Below are 15934 nucleotides of genomic sequence, written 5' to 3'. Positions count from 1 at the left end.
TCATTCGCTCCTGGAGAGATCGCGCGTCAGCTGGCCCAAGACTTGGGCACGCGCTTCTGCACTGGTGTTAGGCGCCGGCGGCGCAAGGGGCTGGGTCTGCTCCTGCCAGTCCTGACGCTGACGCAGGACCTCAGCGGGGTTGTTGCCGTACTGAAGCGTGTTCTGCTGCGGCGACACCCAGCCGCGGTCCTCCGCCTCGCCGCGCGCGTAGGCCTCCTTCAACGGATCAATCCACGGCATCACCGGTCGGACGTACGTTGAAGCGGCCAGGTCCCGGAGCGTCCAGCCGCGGGGCAGGCGCACGCGGCCCGAAAGCACGCATGCCTCCACGAAACGCATGCGCTGCGGTCGCACGCACAGCGCAATGAAGCGTTCGGCCAGCATCAAGTAGCTGCCCCACTTCTCGACCAGCTCCTGACGCTGTGCCGAATAGGTTCCGTTGTAGTCCAGCGACAGGCTGGAATAGCTCACGCCGATGCCACCGGCAGCTGCGCGCAACTGCTCCTTCCGCCAGGTGGCGGCATTGGGATTCGGCCGGTCGGTGCCCAAACTCTCAATCGACTCGCCGGGCAACAGATCATCGAAGATCGCACCGGGGGCAAGGCGCAGCTCACGAATCGGAACACCGTCTTGGAGGATGGCCTGGCCGCCCAAGTCCGCGCCGTATTGCTCGCCGCTGCCCTTCTTGATCTGGAACGTCATCGACGCCGCCACCTTGGCAGCAATGCGTTCGGATTCTTCGTAGTCTTTCACGTCCTCAAATCGGGACATGGCGCTCGCGAACACGCTGAGCCCCCGTACCTGGTGCAGGCGCTTCATCAGCGCGATGCAGTGCATGAACTCGGCAGAAACCCGCTTGGTCTCCAGCCGCGTCCCCATCGGATCGCCCGGATGACTCTTGTAGACGTGGAACGCGATAGGCCGACCCCAGGCGTTGCGCTCGACACCTTGCAGGATGTTGCGCGCCGGATCGTTGAAGTCCAACGGCACCAGGTCGGCTTCCAACATCTCGAAGCTGTACGGCACAACAGTGCCGTGCTCGAAGAACGGCACTGTGCCGATCAGGTCCTGGTAGAACGCATCACCGTCGCGGAACCAGCTGCGTGCCAGCAGCTGCTGGCACATGCCGTAATCGTGCGTGCGGGTGGCCTCGGGCGCGTCCCACCAAGCGTCCCAGAGGTCGTCCAGCTGCAGTGCCAGATCGCGGTTGATCGGCTGCCCGGGGAGCCGAGGTGCAGAGAGCACGTCGATGCCTGCGCCAACCGTGTTCTGGACCAGAACGTTCAACGCGTTGTCCGCCAGATCAAGGTCACGCTCCAGATGGCGGGCCTGATCGCGGAGCTGGCGCGCATCCATGCCTGCGATGGCATTGCCACTGCCCCAGTCCCTCGCCAGCTTTCGGTTTCGCGACGGCCGCGTGACTTCGTGCGCGCGAGCGATGACCGGAGCCATCTGAGCCCGCGCCGATTGAATGGCGCGATCCGCGCTGAGTGCGGCATCCAACCGTGCCTTGGCGATCTGCGCGGAGGACATCAGGTCTTCCCGCCGAAATCTGCATTCGCCCAGCGCGCCCGACGACCGGCAACCGAGCCTGCACGCAGGACCGCAGCCTGCCACTCTTTCCGACCGGAACGAATCTCAGCCAGGTCCGCTCGGGACAACTGGCGATCACCGATGCGAACGGTCTGGCCCGAAAGGACGGCGATCTCCGCGTCGATGTAGAAATCCAACATTTCCTGAGCAGTCTTCATGACAACATAGGCTACGGATAGCGCTGTCCACGAACTCAATAAATTCGTGGACAGCAGCCCGCGTAACTAACTGATTTAAAAGAAGCAGAAAACTAATTTGTCCCCACTTTCATTGAAACCGTGGACTACACCTGTTTTTCCTTTCTCGGGAGCCCGCCAGGGAACAACTCGTGCAGCTTTGATCTCGACACGTCAAAGTCCCGCATGACCTGTTTCACGGGAATCCCAGCCTCTAAAGAACGACGAATCTCGGCCAGGGGATAGGTCCGAACTGCGGCAGGGAAGTACGGCTGCTCGCCGGCGAAGCATTGCATCACCGACTCAACGAACGGCAGCGCCATGCGCTCACTGATGCCAATGTCGGCCCGCATGGCGGCCAGGATCCGCTCCCTCAGCTCTTCGGCCGACTCGGTACGTTTTGCCATTACAGCGCCCACCCATCTCGCGCCAGTCCGCTGCTACGCGGCCGGACCTGTTGGGTTCCACGCGAAACAATCTTCGCCTCGACCTCGGCAGGCGCAGCCTCTGTTTCACGGGAATCCGTGCTGTTCACGGTCAGCAGCAGGCGGGCCTCCAGCACGTCCCAGTCTGCGCGCGTGTAGCGATGCAGGCGGACCTCCGGGTGGTGCGCGGCAGCATAGGCATAGACCCAAGTGTCCAGCGGCTCGTTACGTGCAACCCTCTTCTCGAATCGGTTCTTCACCGGGTTGTAGACCTCCGACACCAAACCGGGGAAGTACTCATCCGGCAGCTCATCGCTGAAGTGCACTAGACGCGATTCGACGGCGCGCTCCGCATCGGCAGAGAGGCGGCTATACAGATAGTGCTTCGCAGCCACGGTGCCTACGTGGTGAATGGTGATGCCACGCTTGTCCGTTTTACCGTTCCAGGTCACGTCAGCCAGCTTGCCCTTCGACAGAACCGGGGCATTGTTCGGCACGGCGCCGAAAATACACATGGGCCTTGTGACACGCCGCTGGCGCACGTAGTTCTTTACCGCCTCCGTGCGGTGGCCACCGGCATCGATAGCAACGGCCATCGGGCGCAGAAGAGCGCCGTCCGCTCGCTCGATGGCGCGGTTCAGAAGGTCTGTCAGCGCAACCCAGACGGAATCCTCTGCGGGATCACCCTGCAGCTCCACATAGTCCAAGGTCCAGGCGGTCATGCCACGCCCCCAGCCGATGGTGTGGACCGCCAGGCGGCCATCCTGGGTATCCACACCCACCGTCACCGCCAGCACCCCGAGGGGAGCCAACCGCAGGGCGTACGGCTCGGCACGATCCTTGATCACGTTGTGCTTGACCGCGCGCATCGACGGGTCTTCCCACGTCTCGGCCAGCCGATCATTCACGAAGGTTTTGAGGGAGGCAGGATCACCCTGTGCCTCTAGCCACTCCTTCACCAGGTCCAACCAGCGCGGCCCCAGGCCAAACTGGTAGTACAGGCAATTGATGGTGTAGCCGCGAATCGGCGAGTCCGGGTTGGCCGCCACCCAGCGCCCGTTGGCAATCATGTCGGTCTTGAAGTGTTCCTCGATGGCGACACCGCACTCGCAACACGCGTACCACGCGTGGCTCTTGTCGGGCGACCACACCAGGCCGCTCCACTGCAGCGCCTGGTAATGGCCGCAGTGCGGGCACGGCACGTGATACCGGCGCTGATCGCTCTTGTCGTACAGCTTGGCGATGCGGCTGAGCCCGGCGATGCCCGGCGTGCTGATGTACTGGCGTTTGTAGGTCGTTGGGAAGGACGACGTGCGGCCGTCCAGCATCTTCACCGGATCGTCGCCCGTGGAGAGCTGCTGCGGCGCCTCATCGATCTCATCCACCTGGAGGTACTTCACGGTCGAAGACTTCAGGCGCTGCGGACTGCCCATGTGCTCCACGAACAGCTGGCCGCCAGCGAAGTCCTTGAACGTGCGCTGGTTCGCGCTGTCGCGGCTGGCGGTGCTGGTCAGCGCCTTCTTGACCGCAGCGCACACCTCGATCATCGGGTTGAGCTTCTGGGCGATCCACTTGTTCATGGACACCTCACCCGGCAGCGCGTACATCATCGGGCCCGGCGCATAGTCCATCCAGTAGGCCATGGCATTGGTCGCCAGCTGGCTCTTGCCGAACTGGATCGGGAACATGCAGACCTGGTCATGCACCGGGCTGCGGGCGGACATGTTGTCCATCGGCTCACGCAGTGGCGGGTTGCGGTCCGTCACCCAGCGCCCGGGCTTGCTGCCGCTCTTGGTGGACAGGCGCATGTGTTCGTCGCACCACTGCGAAACGCTCATGGGCCGCCGCGGCTGCAGCGATCGCGCCAGCACCGACGCCATGCAGCTCTGTGCCTCCATCATTCCGCAGCCTCCGCTGCCTTGGCCGCCAACGTGCGGAAGCCCTGGCTGAGTTCTTCCAGGGCGTGGCTCACCTCATCCCAGACCAGCCGCCGACAACCGGCCTCATCCAGCGTTGCGGCGAGCTGCGGCGCCAGCGTATCGGCCAGGCGCTCCATCGCACCCCGGAACGTCGTCGCATGCTCAGCGAGAAACGCCTCCACGTCCGCGCGCGGCAGCAGCAGCCCCAGCTCCTTCTGCAGCGCGATGTGGGCCATGTGCGCGTCGGTTTCTGCCTTGTCGGCCAGCGCCTTGGCCTTGCGCGCAGAGTCCGGGGTCTGGGGCCGACCCACCCGTGAAGGCTTGGCATCGTCGTCGTCGCCATCGTCTTCGTCGTCATCGATGTCGGCGTCGACTGCATCGGCCCCCTCCCCGCTCCCCACCAGCGCGCTACCGCGCTCATCTGCGTGGCGCTGGGCGACACCGGCATAGACCGGGTCTGCGGTGCGTGCGTACAGTTCCAGGGAGGCGGACTTCAGGAATCCCTTGCCGCCCTGACCCACCACCACCCTGCCCTTCTTCCTCAGCTCTACCACGTAGGACGGCTTGCAGCCGATCAGCGAGGCCAGCTCTTTGCCAGTGATCGTCACGTCTTCCTCAGCCATTGCTTCCCCCTACTCCATTTCCTTCGAAGATCGTTAAAGCGGAAAAACGCGCGCGCGTGAGCATGTGCGGGCTGTGCGGCGTCATGTGCGGGACGCGATAGCCGCTGAATCGACGTGGCACAAGGCGTGTGCGGCGTGTGCGGGATGTGCGGTCACCCATATATGCACGCGAGGCGCATTGCGTCATGGGATCGCGATACTCGTTCGCGCCCGCGCCCGCGCCCGCCCATGTAGGCCAATACCCGCACGTCCCGCACACGTCTACTGCCGCAAGCGATTCGCAGCAATTCAATGCCCGCACATCTGCCCGCACATCCCGCACACCCCGCACATTGATGGGCATAGTGATCACGCACGCCCCTTGTAGTCGGCGTACATGCGGCGGAACAAAACGACCTGGTCGCCCAGCCATGCGGCCTCTGTCTTGCCGTCAGGCACCGTGCAGTCGCCCAGCATCAGGAACCCATGTGGCCCGTTGACGGTCTGCTCAATCTGGTAGCGCTTCCGCGCCCGGTCGGGGTGAAGGATCTGGCGCTTGCGCACCAGCGCGTTGATGAACTTTGGTGACGGCGCCGGGCGTGGCATGCCTTCGCGCGCGCACCACGCCTTGTAGACCTCGTACCACTCCTTCGACAGCGCCGGCATGGGTTTCAGCCCGGGAATGTCGTCGCCGTAGAGCTCGTCCAGAAACCGCTGCGGGCTGTCCTGACTCAGGCCGATCAGTTCTTCCTTGGCCTGCGTCATCGGCGGGTTGGTGCCGTTGGTGAAGCCGGTCAGGTCAACCTGCAGCAGGTAGTGGTGCAGCGCCGCCGTCGCGCCGTTGCGAATATCGGCCAGCACCTCGGTGTAGAACTCCAGGCTCAGCTTGTCCGGGGTCCAGATCACCGCATGGCGGCGGTCATCCTCTTCCAGCACGACCGGCATCGCCTCGTTTGAGAGGAACACCAGGTTGGCGTGGTTGTCTTCCTCGTAGGCCTGGATGTTCTTCGGGTTGATGCGGATGCGATCACCGGTGATCAGCGCCTTGAGCTTGTTTTTGAGGTGGTAGACCTCGGTGCGTGCAACCACTTCGTCGGCCAGCAGGAACAGCTTGCGGCTTGCCCAGTCGTTGAACTTGTCTTCAAGGGCGGCCTGGTCAAGCACGCGGCCGTACTCACCGTAAAGCTTCATGTACTCATCGAAGAACATGTTCTTGCCGGTGCCCTGCGGACCATGGATGACGATGGTCGATTTCATCTTGGCACCCGGATGCTGCAGCGGGTACGCCAGCCACTTGACCACCCAGTCGTACAGCGCCTTCTGGTTGGCCTCGTTCCCGCACATGTGCCAGAGCAGTTGCAGCAGCCGGTCGCAGTTGCCCTCCTGCGGCACCGTCGGCCAGCCTGCGAAAAGATTGCAGGTCACGCCCGGCTTCTCGCCCGAGGGGTCGAAGTCGACCTCGCGGACACGCACGATGGACCGATCCGAGTGCTCCATCCACGCACGGTGCAATTCCTTACGCACGCAGGCGTCGCGCATGTCGCCCAGCGCAACCAGCATGTGTTCCTTGTGGTCGAACACCGTGCCGCCCTGCCCGTACACCAGTGCGAAGCGCTCGAGCAGCTCGGTCAGCGAGTGGATGGGAGCAAGACGATCATTGCCCTCGCCCCCGTTGCTGGTGAGGGAAGGCGCGCGCTTTTCTGCAGGAACCCGCCATGAAAGCTCCGTGAGACGGGCCTCGACCTGCGCGCGCACGACATGCAGGCCTTCGTGGGCGTGCAGATCGTTGAAGTCGCTGATCTTGCGGCCAGTGTCGATGAAGCGCTCACGCCTGGCCGGCTCATCGGCAAAGACCGGGTGCAGCACCGCTCCGCCCACGTCGAGCGCTGCGGCCTCGGCACCGAGCAGGCCGGCATTCGATGCGCCATGCGGCTGCGCGCACGATGGGCAGAACTGCGGATGATCGGCCAGCACCAGGCGGCTCTTGCATTGCCGGCACTTCTGCAACACGTCGTCGTCTGCGCACAGCAGCATCTTGCTGCCGCGATAGCGTTTCGCCAGGGCCGAGGCGACGGCCAGCATGTTGCCGGCATCGAACGCCACGGCCACCGGGTAGCCCGTAGCCATGTGCAGCGTGGCCGCAGTGGCGTAGCCCTCGGCCACCAGCAGGATCCACTGGGGACTTCCGCCGATCAGGTGGAAGTGGCCCTTCTTGACCATACCGGCCGGCCAGTATTCCTTCGCAGGCTTGTGACCTGCCGCCGCCAGCTTCGCGCTGCGCAGCACCTGCAGGCCATGCACCTGTCCGTTGACGTCGAGCAGCGGGACAAGTGCGGCGCCCGTGGTGCCATAGCGCAGGCCGAAACCCTGCACGCCCTTGCTGACCAAGTAGTCGGCCTCGCCAACGGCATTGGCCTTGGCCCAGGCGGACGACGCTCGCTCTGCCGCTCGCTTCGCCTGGGTCTGCCGGGCGGTCTCCGCCCTGCGCCGATCCTCGGCCAGGCGGTTGCGCAGCGCTTCGCGCTGTTCATCGGAGAAGGTCTTGTCGCGCTTACGCAGATCAACCTTGGTCGCGCCGTTCTCGTTGCCGTGCCAGACGCCGTAGGTACCGACGACCAGAACTTCGCCGGCCGAGGTGTTCAGTTCGTGGAGCGCGTACCAGCCCCGGCGCTCGCGTGAACCTTCGACGCGGCACCGGACCATGCGCCCGGTGGTGTCCAGTTCGGTGACCAGCAGCCCGGCAGACTGCAGCTGCTGCAGCACATCCCCATAATTCTCAGACATTCAGTAGTTTCCCGAGCCGCTATGTACCCAGGAAATGCGCGTCCGAATACCCGCGTTCGTCAGGCCCAGGAAGGACCCATCGCTGGTATCGAGAACGCCTCTCGATCCCAGGGCGGATTCAGTAGCGCGGCCAGCACACGGCCTTTCACAAGCCACCCGGGGGGATGGGGCCGCATCAATGCTTGCTTGGTACATCAGGGTTCCCCAAAGGCAGACAGTGCTGCCGGTTGTCTTGTTGCTCTTGTCTCTGGCGTATGCGCTCGCGCTCTGCCATCGCTTCTTCACCAATCAACCCGGGCACTGCATCAGTCAGCGCCAGGGCTGCGAGTTCCATGGCTTGTCGCGCAGATGCGCTGGGTAGGCCACGCCTTCGATGTTTGGATCGATGGGCGTGGTGGGTCGCCACTTCAGTCCTCCATCCCCTGCTGTCCAGCCGCACGGCATGCATTGCGCTCCAGGCGGTAGCAGAGCTTGCGTACCTCACGCGACAGGTCTTGGATTCGATCCGCCTCGGGAACGGTCAGTCGCTGGTCGGCCAAGGCATCGATACCTGCACCAGCCAATGCCCCCGTCAGCTTGTGCAGCTCCAGCAGCTTTGCCTGGATCGCTGCCAGCTCGTCGGACCACCCGGCCTTCGGCGGCGGCGGGACGTAGTCAACCATCAGGCTGTACTGACCTGCGAGCGAGCAAACCCAGTCCGTGGCAATGTCTTGCGTGCCTACGAACAGCAGCAAGTAGTCCGTCAGGATCTCGGCCATCTCCATAGAGACCGACTCACCATCGATGCCCCGGAGCTTCTTCCGCAGCGTCTCCGCCGATATCGACTTGCCTCGGCGCTTGCTGATGTGGGCCGCCGCATCCTGCAGCCCACCAGGGGCGCGGGCCACTGCATTGTGCAGGGCGTCCCGCCAGTACAGGTCGGATCGGAGACAGGTCACGCAGCCCCCTGAAATGCCGAGCATTTCATCGTTTCCTGCCGGGGAACGCTGCCCTCAACATTGCTGCCATGCCAGAGATCATTACGTTCCCTCAGCGCATGCGCTTTCAGGCCATCCGATCCTTTGACGTCCACACGGGGGTGGGCGGCGTTGTTGCGGTCCTGTGGGCGCCCCTGTGCTCCGAGTACAAGAAGAGTAATCATCACCAAGAGCGCCAGAACCACCCCGCTCTTGCGGATCTGCTGCCAGACTCGGAAAAGACGGTACCTTCGGTGTCCGCGCACCCAGCCGTGGCGAGCTATGGAGAAGATTAGCGCTGGGTCACGGGCTGACATTAGCCACCCCCGCCGGTCCGCTGACGCGCTTGAAGTAGCCGACAATGGCACCACCCGCATCACGCTCCCAGCGCACATCCGGTATCAGCTCGTCAGCGGTCACTCTGCCTCCGAGGGTGTCGGCTCGCTTCGCGGCGTCCTGGTTCTCAGCCATCGCCGAGGCGACCGCCCTCTCGATGGCAATCGCCACCTCCTCGGTCACACCGTTCTTTCGCCAGTGATAGACGTAGCCAGTCGCGGGCTTGCCGGTCACGCGCCGCGCCAGCTCACTCTGGGTCCCACAGATCGCGATTGCCCGTTGCAGAGGGGTCATGGAATGTCCGTTCACAAGAATTCTTGCGACAAACTAACGCAATCTTTCTTGCGAATCAACAGTGCAAGATCGTTTGCATGTTGATCGGTGAAATCACACGGGGCCTTATGGAGGCCCACGGGCTTGGCGTGGAGGCTCTCGCAGCCCGTGTCCGCGCTGCTGGTGCTCCCAACGTGAAGTACCAGCATATCCAGCAACTACTGGACACCCCCACCCGTCGCCCCAGGTACATGCTGGAGCTGGCACGCGCATTCGGCATGTCGGTGGAACAGTTCCTAAGCTGGGACAAAAGCGAGCCTCTTAGCGCGCTCTTTTCACCTCGTTCTGCACAGTCTCAACCCGTGCAACTCGACGCCCCTACGCTTGCCGCGTCGTATCAACTTGTCCGCCTGGCCTGCCTCGCTCTTGGGTCATCGTTTGACCCAGAAGACGCGAACGACGCCTCGATTGTCATCTTGGCTCACAACTACCTGGCTGCCCGCCAGGAGAAGGCGGTTACGCCGGACAACGTGGTCGACTTCACCGCACACCTGCGGAAGCGCCAGATTTCAAAGGGGGTTGATCATGAAGGAAGCGGCAGCACTGGAAGCTCTCGCGCTGGCACTCGCTAGCAAGGTTCGGCAGCAGGCTCGGCCGCCCGACGGAAAGTGCCTGCGCCAGTGCCTTACGACTGGACCTAGCGACGCCATCGCCCTGGCATACATTCGGAGGATTCGCCTTCTGCGCGAAGCCTTCCAGCTCAACTGGCTGGTCGACCAGCACCTAATCCTGAGACAACGTCTCAGCGACCTATCCCCGACAGAGCTGCGCACGCTGCTGTGCGAGATGGAAGAAGCGAGGGAAGCGATCATGGAAGGCTTCCCCCTTGAACAAACTGGCCTCATCAAGAACATGGCCGAAGTGCTGCCACGCCCTTAGTTGGCGGTATCACGGCCTACGCTCACCACGCTCGCGAATGAATTCCTCCAGCGTCTGCGGCTCGCCGTCATCTCTGGACGTGGCAACACTTGCCACGTCCCTTGGCTCTATGCCCTGATCCCGAAGCCCTTGCTTTGCGAGCATGCGGTTCGTTTTGCGCTGCTCCTCGATCAGGACTCGCAATAGGGGCTTGATACCAAAAACCGCCAAGGGCATGAGCAGCCCCAGCACTGCCAATGCAAACACGGCAAGCGCCACAAGCCAAACACCCAACGCACCCATCGTGCTGAAGAACACGTCCATAGGCCCCCTCCTCCCTTGAAGGGCCGGAGATTAACACCCATCAGCCTATTCAGCCGGGTGCCATGCCCGACCAAACGCACGTCCTGAGCACTGCATCGCTCCTGGCGCAAGTTTTCTTGTTGACTTGCACGCAAGTTTGTTTGTAGAGTCCGCCCTGCCAGCTCTCCAGCTGGCGGGCGACCGGCGGGTCGCCACCCTGCCGGCCCCTCCCCTGACCGGCAGCAGCCGCCCCCTCGGCACCTGACCCGCCGGCGCCCTCCTTCGAACAGGAGCGCGCCATGTCCCATCGCTACGCCGATCCAAGCCCCTGCCTGCTGCCGCTGTTGGCCGTGAAGGCCCTGCGGGCCGTGGCAGCACGCGATCACAGCACCGCCCGAACCCTCTGGGTCCGCAGCAAGGGCGAACACAACCGCAACCAGCTGCGCCGCTCCCGGCGCATGGGCGTCGCCAGCCTCCGCCTGGAGGCCTGCTCACGGGACCTGTCGGCCGAGGTGCGGGCATGAGCGCACGAACTGCAGGCGCGATCTGGCGCCGTCTCGACCGCTTGGCGTTCAGCCAGCTCTGCGCAGAGGCCGCACGTTTGGCTGTCGAGAATGAGCGGCTTCGGGAACAGCTGTGGCGAGCAGAGGACGCCGCTCAATTCTGGCAAGAGGACGCTCTCGACCTGCAGCAGGCTCTGTGCGAGGCAACGGGCGGGCGTCCTGGAATCACCAGTGACGGCACCCTTGTCGTTGTGCAGGCAGGTGTCGCATGAGCCGGCGTCTCCGCCTCGCTTGGGCCGCCGTCGCACTGGTGGCCGCAGTTGTCGTGCCGCTGCGCATCGCCGAGATCCACCAGGCGCACACAGACCGTGATGCGGCCAAGGCACGCTGGGCGATCAGCACCTCGGTGAGGGGCTGACCATGCGCCAGACCTCTCGCCCGCTCCCCGATTCCGTGCCGCTGTGTGGTCCCGGCCATCGACCTCACGTCGTGGTGACCGAGGGCGCCCCTACCGGCCATCGCCTGGGCGCCCCCTGCCCGCCGCTGCTGCACATCGAATGCCATAGGTGTGGCCTCGCCACCCGCCCGGTACCGATGGAAAAAGCCGCGCTGGCAGAGCTGCGCTGGACGGAAGCAAGCCTGGCACACCTGCGCATCCCGATCTCTCTGCTCGCCCGCAATCGCGGCGAGGTCCTTGCCGAGATCGCTGCCGACTCCCCTTCCACGCCCATCGCTGCCTGACCAGGAGAACAAGCCATGTCCGCTCCACTCAAGCCGAAGGAAAAAGCCGCGTTGCTCGCAGCGCATGGCGCTTCGGACCTCACCCTCCACCGCACCGCCAACGGATTCGCGCCCCGCAACCGCCCCGAGAAGCTGTTCACGCGCCGCGTCATGAACTGGCTGGATGAGCGCGTGCTGATCAGGTACGACGACCCGCAGCTGCCGCGCAAGGCGACCTTGACCGCCACCGGCATCGCCGCCGCCGAGGCGGAGATCGCCAAGGCCCGCGACCTGGCAATGACGGCATGAGCGTGCAACCCACTCTGCCAGTGGAGCAGCAATTCGCCACCGGCCATCAGGGCGAGTCACTCGTATTGATGGTCTGCCAGGGCTGGCTATGGGCCGGCCTCTACACCGCCGCGCCGCGCGAGTCGCTCCTGAAGGTCGCCGCCAGCGCCAGCCGGAGCGTGGGGGTATCGCACCACTCGCTCACCCTCGGCGGCGTCTCGTTTTCCCTCAACCGACTTGCCGCCCAGGCCGCGCACCGCTGGCTCGACCGCCAAGGCGTGCGTGTTCGTTCGATCTCCCCCAACAACCGCGCTACGCGCCGCACGCGAGGAATCGCCGCATGAACCGCTCTGTTGTCATCTATGGGCCGCAACGCTGCGGCAAGACCTCCAACGCACAGGAACTGCGCACGCACTTTGGCCTGCGTGAGGTACTGGACGACTGGGACGGCCACACCGCGTATCCACTGGAGGACACGCTCGTCCTGACCAACAATCCGGATGCCGTTGCTCACCACTCATCGCGTGTCCTGCACCACGGCTGGGCAATGCGCGAAATGCTCGCGGAGGCCCGCGCATGAGCGCCCGCCCGCAACAGATCGGCCGGGCCGCCGAAGTGCGCAAGGTCCTGTCCATGTTCCCGCAAGGCGCTACGGTCGAACAGATCAAGACCGCTGGTCGCATCAACAGCACGCACCAGGCTATCGGCTACACGTTGAAGGGGTTGGCGCGCAGCGGCCAGGCCATCTGTCACCGCTCGGGCGTGCGCGGGATCTGGCGCCTCTCCAGCCACACGCAACATGCGATCGCGCCGCTGCGCGCGGTACCTGCGCGGGAGCGACCGACCTGCGTGGTAGGTCCGCTCACCGGCGTCAGTGACGCGGCGACCACGATTCGTCACAGGGAACTCGACCGGCAGCAGTTAGCCGACGACCTGGACGCCTTCCTCGCAGCGGGCGGGCACATCGAGGTGCTCGGGCACACCCCACTTCGCCCGCTGATGAGCCGGCACACCGCCAACCACGGCAGCTATGCAGAGCGCATGGCAGCCCATGAGATGGACTGAGGCACGCATGAGCAGCGAATCCCACCCCGCGACCGCCACCGAACCCGGCAGGCCCGGCAGTACCTATTCCGATGGCCCCGTCTGGCGCGCCTTCGGCCTCAGCCGCGCCGCCTATCACGTGGTGCCGCGACGCACCCTGCAATCGATGCCGGTCGAGTGGCAGGCGCGCTTTGTCGCGCTGATCGAGGAAGCACGCGAAGTGCTTCCGGATGAGGCTTTCACTGAGTACCAGGTGATTCGCATCGACGCCGGCCGGTTCGCCTCCGACCCGAACCGGCGCTATCGCCATGCCGCGCCCTTCCCCCTTCGCTCCGCTGGCGCCGAGCAAGCGTCCCAGGTAGTGCCGCTCGCTGGCGCGTTCGTCAACACCGACACCCAATTCAAGCAGGCCCGCCGATGACCGAGAAACTTGCCACTCTCCCCACGAACTGCCCCGTTCTGCGCGACGCATTCGAAACGATCAGCGCGCTCGCTGTCGAGGCTGTGTGGCTGCCCAACCAAGCAAAGGCCATCACCCTCGGCCAGGCTCAAACCGCGCTGCGGGATCTGCACCACCGCCTGCCACGCTTGCAGGATCTGCGCGTATTCGAAACCGCCGTCACCGCCTATCGCGCCACCCTGCGCAGCAGCATGCAGGATGGCGACACGCCTCTCTGCGATACGACCCGCGCCCGGCTGGCGCAGGCCGACGAACTGCTGGAGCTGGTCAGGAATCAGAGCCGCACTGTCATCGATCCTGCGGACCCGTGGCGCGGCCTGTACCACCCGAGTCGCCTCCCGGCGCGCAACGCCGACGGCGAGATCCTGTGCCACCCGGACGTGCCCAAGTGGGCTGACGGTCGCGAGGTGTCGCTACGGCCGTTGTTCCTCGCACAGGGATTCGACCTGCAGGTGACGTTTGGCGACTTCACCGAAGAAGCCGTGGAGACCGGGGACCATCGCTACTGGGATGAGATGCGCGCGTGGCAGCCCACTGGCCCCGGCGCAGATTGGCGCTTGGTCTGGCTGGGTGATACCGAAGATGGCCCAGCGGCATGGTTCGTGCGGCCGCTTGCAGCTGAGGCGCTTGTCGCCTGGGAGGCAGCACATGGCTGACGGTTCCCGCTCCTTCAACTTCCCGCCGCCACAGGTCTCCCGCCTGCGCCCCGGCGAGATCGTCGTGGATCTGTTCGCCGGCGGTGGCGGCGCATCGGAAGGGCTTAAGCAGGCCATCGGCATCGATCCCGCCCTCGCCTACAACCACGACGAGCTGGCCATCGGCATGCACGCCGCCAATCACCCGCTGACCCAGCACCACCGCGAGGATATCTGGCACGCCGACCCGCGCGTGGACGTGGCCGGCCGGCCCATCGGCTGGTTCCACGCCTCGCCGGACTGCACGCACTTCAGCCAGGCCAAGGGCGGCCAGCCGCGCAGCCGCAAGACCCGCGCACTGTCTTGGGTGGTACTGAAGTGGGTTGGCCAGCTGCTGCGTGCTGATCGGCTGCACGGGACCAACACCGCGCCGCGCATCATCTCCATGGAGAACGTGTGGCAGATCCTGACCTGGGGTCCGCTGGTGGCAAAGCGCTGCTCCAGGACCGGCCGGGTGATCACCCTGGACTTGGTCCAGGCCGTGCATCCGGAGTCGGGAAAGCCGATGTTCCGGCGTGGCAAGCCGGTCATGGTCAACCGAGTCGCCAACAAGGGCGAGCGGGTGCCCGTCGAGCGCCAGGCTCTTGTCCCCCACAAGCGCTACAGCGGCCGCACTTGGCTGCAGTTCGTCGCAGCACTGCGGGCGCTGGGCTACGCGGTGGAGTGGCGCAAGCTGGTGGCCAGCGATTACGGCGCCGGCACCAGCCGCGAACGCCTGTTCCTGCTCGGCCGCCGCGATGGCCAGCCCATCGTGTGGCCCGAGCCGACCCATGGGCCAGCCCCGGGACAGAAGCCGCGCGTGACTGCTGCTGACTGCCTGGACTTCTCGATTCCCTGCCCGTCCATCTTTACTCGGGACCGGCCGCTGGCCGACGCCACCATGCGCCGCATCGCCAAGGGCGTGATGCGGCACGTCATCAACTCAGCCGATCCCTTCATCGTCCCTGCAACGCACCAGGGCGGCGATCGCGTGCATAGCGTGCGCGACCCCATGCGCACTATCACCGCCGCCAATCGCGGCGAGCTGATGCTGGTGGCGCCCGAGCTGGCGCCGTTCCTCACCGAGCATGCCAACGCAAGCCGTCAGCGGACGATGGCAGCGGGCGAGCCACTTCCTACCGTCTGCGCCGGGGTGAAGGGTGGGCACTTTTCGGTGGTATCCCCGACACTTGTCCAGACCGGCTATGGCGAGCGCGAGGGCCAGGCCCCTCGTGCGCTGGATCTGCAGCAGCCGCTGGGCACGATTGTCGCGGGCGGTGTAAAGCACGCTGTGGCCGCGCCGCATCTGGTGAAGTTCCGCGGCGACAGCATCGGCAGGGGCGCCACCGAGCCGGTGCCAACGATCACTTCTGGTGCTGGTGCCGCGCGCCCAGCGGGCGCCGCGCATGCCCTTGGCGTGTCCTCGGCTTTCATGGTGCAGGCCGCGCACGGCGAAGGTCGGCCGGATGGCCCCAAGCGCTGGGGTACTGGCAGCAAAGATGCCCGGTCACCAGTCGGCACGGTCATGGCCAGTGGCAACGGCGGGCATGCCCTGCCAGAGGCCGAGCTGGCCCAGCTGTCGCCCGAGCAAGAGGCAGGCGCCCTGCGTGTGGCAGCGTTCTTGGTGAAGTACTACGGCAGCGGCATCGCCGTGAATCTGCACGATCCCGTGGACACCGTGACCACCAAGGATCGCCTAGCGCTGGTCACGGTGGTGATCAAGGGCACGCCCTACGTCATCGTGGATATCGGCCTGCGCATGCTCAAGCCGCACGAGCTGTTCCGTGCGCAGGGCTTCCCGGTGACCTACATCATCGACCGCACCGCCGACGGCACAGTGTTGAAGACCACGGCCCAGGTCCGCATGTGCGGAAACAGCGTCAGCCCGCCACCGTTCTACGCGTTGATCGCCGCCAACCTAGACCCGGTGGCCTTGCCGCTGGCGGAGGCCGCATGAGCT

The 15934-nt window shown here is 65.0% G+C and carries 22 protein-coding genes; 13 read left to right on the top strand and 9 right to left on the bottom strand.

What is annotated here, in order from left to right; translation table 11 throughout:
* From ACM0PK_RS13155 to ACM0PK_RS13120, 8 genes are all read right to left on the bottom strand, one after another.
* Window positions 1-1533: a phage portal protein gene (locus ACM0PK_RS13155; RefSeq protein ID WP_414607145.1), complete on the bottom strand. Its 1533-nt coding sequence runs from the start codon at window positions 1531-1533 to the stop codon at window positions 1-3.
* The gene (locus ACM0PK_RS13150; protein ID WP_414607146.1) at window positions 1533-1751 is read right to left on the bottom strand and encodes a DUF6148 family protein; all 219 of its coding nucleotides are present in this window, start codon (window positions 1749-1751) and stop codon (window positions 1533-1535) included. The genes ACM0PK_RS13155 and ACM0PK_RS13150 overlap by 1 nt, the downstream gene beginning before the upstream one ends.
* Before the next feature lie 125 nt (window positions 1752-1876).
* Window positions 1877-2176 carry a helix-turn-helix domain-containing protein gene (locus tag ACM0PK_RS13145; RefSeq protein WP_049400525.1) on the bottom strand — a complete coding sequence of 100 codons (300 nt, stop codon included), beginning with the start codon at window positions 2174-2176 and terminating at the stop codon, window positions 1877-1879.
* A complete protein-coding gene (locus ACM0PK_RS13140; RefSeq protein WP_495498531.1) occupies window positions 2176-4074 on the bottom strand; it encodes a terminase gpA endonuclease subunit in 1899 nt (632 codons plus the stop codon). The genes ACM0PK_RS13145 and ACM0PK_RS13140 overlap by 1 nt, the downstream gene beginning before the upstream one ends.
* Window positions 4075-4091: 17 nt before the next feature.
* A complete protein-coding gene (locus ACM0PK_RS13135; protein WP_414607148.1) occupies window positions 4092-4736 on the bottom strand; it encodes a hypothetical protein in 645 nt (214 codons plus the stop codon).
* 348 nt (window positions 4737-5084) lie between these two features.
* Window positions 5085-7499 carry a DUF5906 domain-containing protein gene (locus tag ACM0PK_RS13130; RefSeq protein ID WP_414607149.1) on the bottom strand — a complete coding sequence of 805 codons (2415 nt, stop codon included), beginning with the start codon at window positions 7497-7499 and terminating at the stop codon, window positions 5085-5087.
* Between the two features lie 407 nt (window positions 7500-7906).
* Window positions 7907-8461, bottom strand: a complete 555-nt coding sequence (locus ACM0PK_RS13125) for a hypothetical protein (RefSeq protein WP_219629916.1) — start codon at window positions 8459-8461, stop codon at window positions 7907-7909.
* Window positions 8462-8758: 297 nt separating this feature from the next.
* A complete protein-coding gene (locus tag ACM0PK_RS13120; protein ID WP_049420706.1) occupies window positions 8759-9085 on the bottom strand; it encodes a helix-turn-helix domain-containing protein in 327 nt (108 codons plus the stop codon).
* Between the two features lie 77 nt (window positions 9086-9162).
* Here ACM0PK_RS13120 and ACM0PK_RS13115 point away from each other — a divergent pair, with 77 nt between their 5' ends.
* Window positions 9163-9696 (top strand): hypothetical protein, encoded by a 534-nt coding sequence (locus tag ACM0PK_RS13115; RefSeq protein ID WP_414607150.1) that lies wholly within the window; start codon window positions 9163-9165, stop codon window positions 9694-9696.
* Entirely contained in the window at window positions 9650-10003 is a 354-nt protein-coding gene (locus tag ACM0PK_RS13110; protein WP_049420709.1) for a hypothetical protein, read from the top strand. Before ACM0PK_RS13115 ends, ACM0PK_RS13110 begins: the two co-directional genes overlap by 47 nt.
* Before the next feature lie 9 nt (window positions 10004-10012).
* Here the strand turns inward: ACM0PK_RS13110 and ACM0PK_RS13105 are convergent, their stop codons facing one another.
* A complete protein-coding gene (locus ACM0PK_RS13105; protein ID WP_049420710.1) occupies window positions 10013-10306 on the bottom strand; it encodes a hypothetical protein in 294 nt (97 codons plus the stop codon).
* Between the two features lie 278 nt (window positions 10307-10584).
* On the opposite strand from ACM0PK_RS13105, the gene ACM0PK_RS13100 reads away from it, so the two are divergent.
* From ACM0PK_RS13100 to ACM0PK_RS13050, 11 genes are read left to right on the top strand one after another with little or no spacing between them, the layout of a single operon-like run.
* Complete coding sequence (locus ACM0PK_RS13100) at window positions 10585-10809, top strand: hypothetical protein (protein ID WP_049420713.1); 225 nt, start codon at window positions 10585-10587, stop codon at window positions 10807-10809.
* Complete coding sequence (locus tag ACM0PK_RS13095; RefSeq protein WP_049420714.1) at window positions 10806-11060, top strand: hypothetical protein; 255 nt, start codon at window positions 10806-10808, stop codon at window positions 11058-11060. The genes ACM0PK_RS13100 and ACM0PK_RS13095 overlap by 4 nt, the downstream gene beginning before the upstream one ends.
* Complete coding sequence (locus tag ACM0PK_RS13090) at window positions 11057-11206, top strand: hypothetical protein (RefSeq protein WP_180839899.1); 150 nt, start codon at window positions 11057-11059, stop codon at window positions 11204-11206. The genes ACM0PK_RS13095 and ACM0PK_RS13090 overlap by 4 nt, the downstream gene beginning before the upstream one ends.
* 2 nt (window positions 11207-11208) lie before the next feature.
* A complete protein-coding gene (locus ACM0PK_RS13085; RefSeq protein WP_080355944.1) occupies window positions 11209-11529 on the top strand; it encodes a hypothetical protein in 321 nt (106 codons plus the stop codon).
* A gap of 15 nt (window positions 11530-11544) precedes the next feature.
* The gene (locus tag ACM0PK_RS13080) at window positions 11545-11817 is read left to right on the top strand and encodes a hypothetical protein (protein WP_164072186.1); all 273 of its coding nucleotides are present in this window, start codon (window positions 11545-11547) and stop codon (window positions 11815-11817) included.
* The gene (locus ACM0PK_RS13075) at window positions 11814-12140 is read left to right on the top strand and encodes a hypothetical protein (protein WP_111007518.1); all 327 of its coding nucleotides are present in this window, start codon (window positions 11814-11816) and stop codon (window positions 12138-12140) included. Before ACM0PK_RS13080 ends, ACM0PK_RS13075 begins: the two co-directional genes overlap by 4 nt.
* Complete coding sequence (locus ACM0PK_RS13070; protein ID WP_111007519.1) at window positions 12137-12376, top strand: hypothetical protein; 240 nt, start codon at window positions 12137-12139, stop codon at window positions 12374-12376. Before ACM0PK_RS13075 ends, ACM0PK_RS13070 begins: the two co-directional genes overlap by 4 nt.
* Complete coding sequence (locus ACM0PK_RS13065) at window positions 12373-12861, top strand: hypothetical protein (protein WP_180839901.1); 489 nt, start codon at window positions 12373-12375, stop codon at window positions 12859-12861. The genes ACM0PK_RS13070 and ACM0PK_RS13065 overlap by 4 nt, the downstream gene beginning before the upstream one ends.
* 7 nt (window positions 12862-12868) lie before the next feature.
* Window positions 12869-13261, top strand: a complete 393-nt coding sequence (locus tag ACM0PK_RS13060) for a hypothetical protein (protein ID WP_180850672.1) — start codon at window positions 12869-12871, stop codon at window positions 13259-13261.
* A complete protein-coding gene (locus ACM0PK_RS13055; RefSeq protein ID WP_049420127.1) occupies window positions 13258-13956 on the top strand; it encodes a hypothetical protein in 699 nt (232 codons plus the stop codon). Before ACM0PK_RS13060 ends, ACM0PK_RS13055 begins: the two co-directional genes overlap by 4 nt.
* Window positions 13949-15931: a DNA cytosine methyltransferase gene (locus ACM0PK_RS13050; RefSeq protein WP_049420128.1), complete on the top strand. Its 1983-nt coding sequence runs from the start codon at window positions 13949-13951 to the stop codon at window positions 15929-15931. Before ACM0PK_RS13055 ends, ACM0PK_RS13050 begins: the two co-directional genes overlap by 8 nt.
* The last annotated feature ends 3 nt before the right edge of the window (window positions 15932-15934 follow it).

The sequence above is a fragment of the Stenotrophomonas sp. FR010 genome (assembly GCF_047520755.2).
Taxonomy (GTDB): domain Bacteria; phylum Pseudomonadota; class Gammaproteobacteria; order Xanthomonadales; family Xanthomonadaceae; genus Stenotrophomonas; species Stenotrophomonas sepilia.
This window is presented reverse-complemented; position numbering and strand designations above follow the sequence as displayed.

Excerpts from the sequence above, each read along its gene's own strand:
- ACM0PK_RS13065 (WP_180839901.1), top strand. The coding sequence starts at position 12,373 with ATGAGCGCCCGCCCGCAACAGATCGGCCGGGCCGCCGAAGTGCGCAAG.
- ACM0PK_RS13145 (WP_049400525.1), bottom strand. The coding sequence starts at position 2,176 with ATGGCAAAACGTACCGAGTCGGCCGAAGAGCTGAGGGAGCGGATCCTG.
- ACM0PK_RS13050 (WP_049420128.1), top strand. The coding sequence starts at position 13,949 with ATGGCTGACGGTTCCCGCTCCTTCAACTTCCCGCCGCCACAGGTCTCC.
- ACM0PK_RS13120 (WP_049420706.1), bottom strand. The coding sequence starts at position 9,085 with ATGACCCCTCTGCAACGGGCAATCGCGATCTGTGGGACCCAGAGTGAG.
- ACM0PK_RS13070 (WP_111007519.1), top strand. The coding sequence starts at position 12,137 with ATGAACCGCTCTGTTGTCATCTATGGGCCGCAACGCTGCGGCAAGACC.
- ACM0PK_RS13140 (WP_495498531.1), bottom strand. The coding sequence starts at position 4,074 with ATGGCGTCGGTGCTGGCGCGATCGCTGCAGCCGCGGCGGCCCATGAGC.
- ACM0PK_RS13085 (WP_080355944.1), top strand. The coding sequence starts at position 11,209 with ATGCGCCAGACCTCTCGCCCGCTCCCCGATTCCGTGCCGCTGTGTGGT.
- ACM0PK_RS13095 (WP_049420714.1), top strand. The coding sequence starts at position 10,806 with ATGAGCGCACGAACTGCAGGCGCGATCTGGCGCCGTCTCGACCGCTTG.
- ACM0PK_RS13135 (WP_414607148.1), bottom strand. The coding sequence starts at position 4,736 with ATGGCTGAGGAAGACGTGACGATCACTGGCAAAGAGCTGGCCTCGCTG.
- ACM0PK_RS13080 (WP_164072186.1), top strand. The coding sequence starts at position 11,545 with ATGTCCGCTCCACTCAAGCCGAAGGAAAAAGCCGCGTTGCTCGCAGCG.
- ACM0PK_RS13115 (WP_414607150.1), top strand. The coding sequence starts at position 9,163 with ATGTTGATCGGTGAAATCACACGGGGCCTTATGGAGGCCCACGGGCTT.
- ACM0PK_RS13130 (WP_414607149.1), bottom strand. The coding sequence starts at position 7,499 with ATGTCTGAGAATTATGGGGATGTGCTGCAGCAGCTGCAGTCTGCCGGG.
- ACM0PK_RS13125 (WP_219629916.1), bottom strand. The coding sequence starts at position 8,461 with ATGCTCGGCATTTCAGGGGGCTGCGTGACCTGTCTCCGATCCGACCTG.
- ACM0PK_RS13105 (WP_049420710.1), bottom strand. The coding sequence starts at position 10,306 with ATGGACGTGTTCTTCAGCACGATGGGTGCGTTGGGTGTTTGGCTTGTG.
- ACM0PK_RS13100 (WP_049420713.1), top strand. The coding sequence starts at position 10,585 with ATGTCCCATCGCTACGCCGATCCAAGCCCCTGCCTGCTGCCGCTGTTG.
- ACM0PK_RS13060 (WP_180850672.1), top strand. The coding sequence starts at position 12,869 with ATGAGCAGCGAATCCCACCCCGCGACCGCCACCGAACCCGGCAGGCCC.
- ACM0PK_RS13055 (WP_049420127.1), top strand. The coding sequence starts at position 13,258 with ATGACCGAGAAACTTGCCACTCTCCCCACGAACTGCCCCGTTCTGCGC.
- ACM0PK_RS13150 (WP_414607146.1), bottom strand. The coding sequence starts at position 1,751 with ATGAAGACTGCTCAGGAAATGTTGGATTTCTACATCGACGCGGAGATC.
- ACM0PK_RS13075 (WP_111007518.1), top strand. The coding sequence starts at position 11,814 with ATGAGCGTGCAACCCACTCTGCCAGTGGAGCAGCAATTCGCCACCGGC.
- ACM0PK_RS13155 (WP_414607145.1), bottom strand. The coding sequence starts at position 1,533 with ATGTCCTCCGCGCAGATCGCCAAGGCACGGTTGGATGCCGCACTCAGC.
- ACM0PK_RS13110 (WP_049420709.1), top strand. The coding sequence starts at position 9,650 with ATGAAGGAAGCGGCAGCACTGGAAGCTCTCGCGCTGGCACTCGCTAGC.
- ACM0PK_RS13090 (WP_180839899.1), top strand. The coding sequence starts at position 11,057 with ATGAGCCGGCGTCTCCGCCTCGCTTGGGCCGCCGTCGCACTGGTGGCC.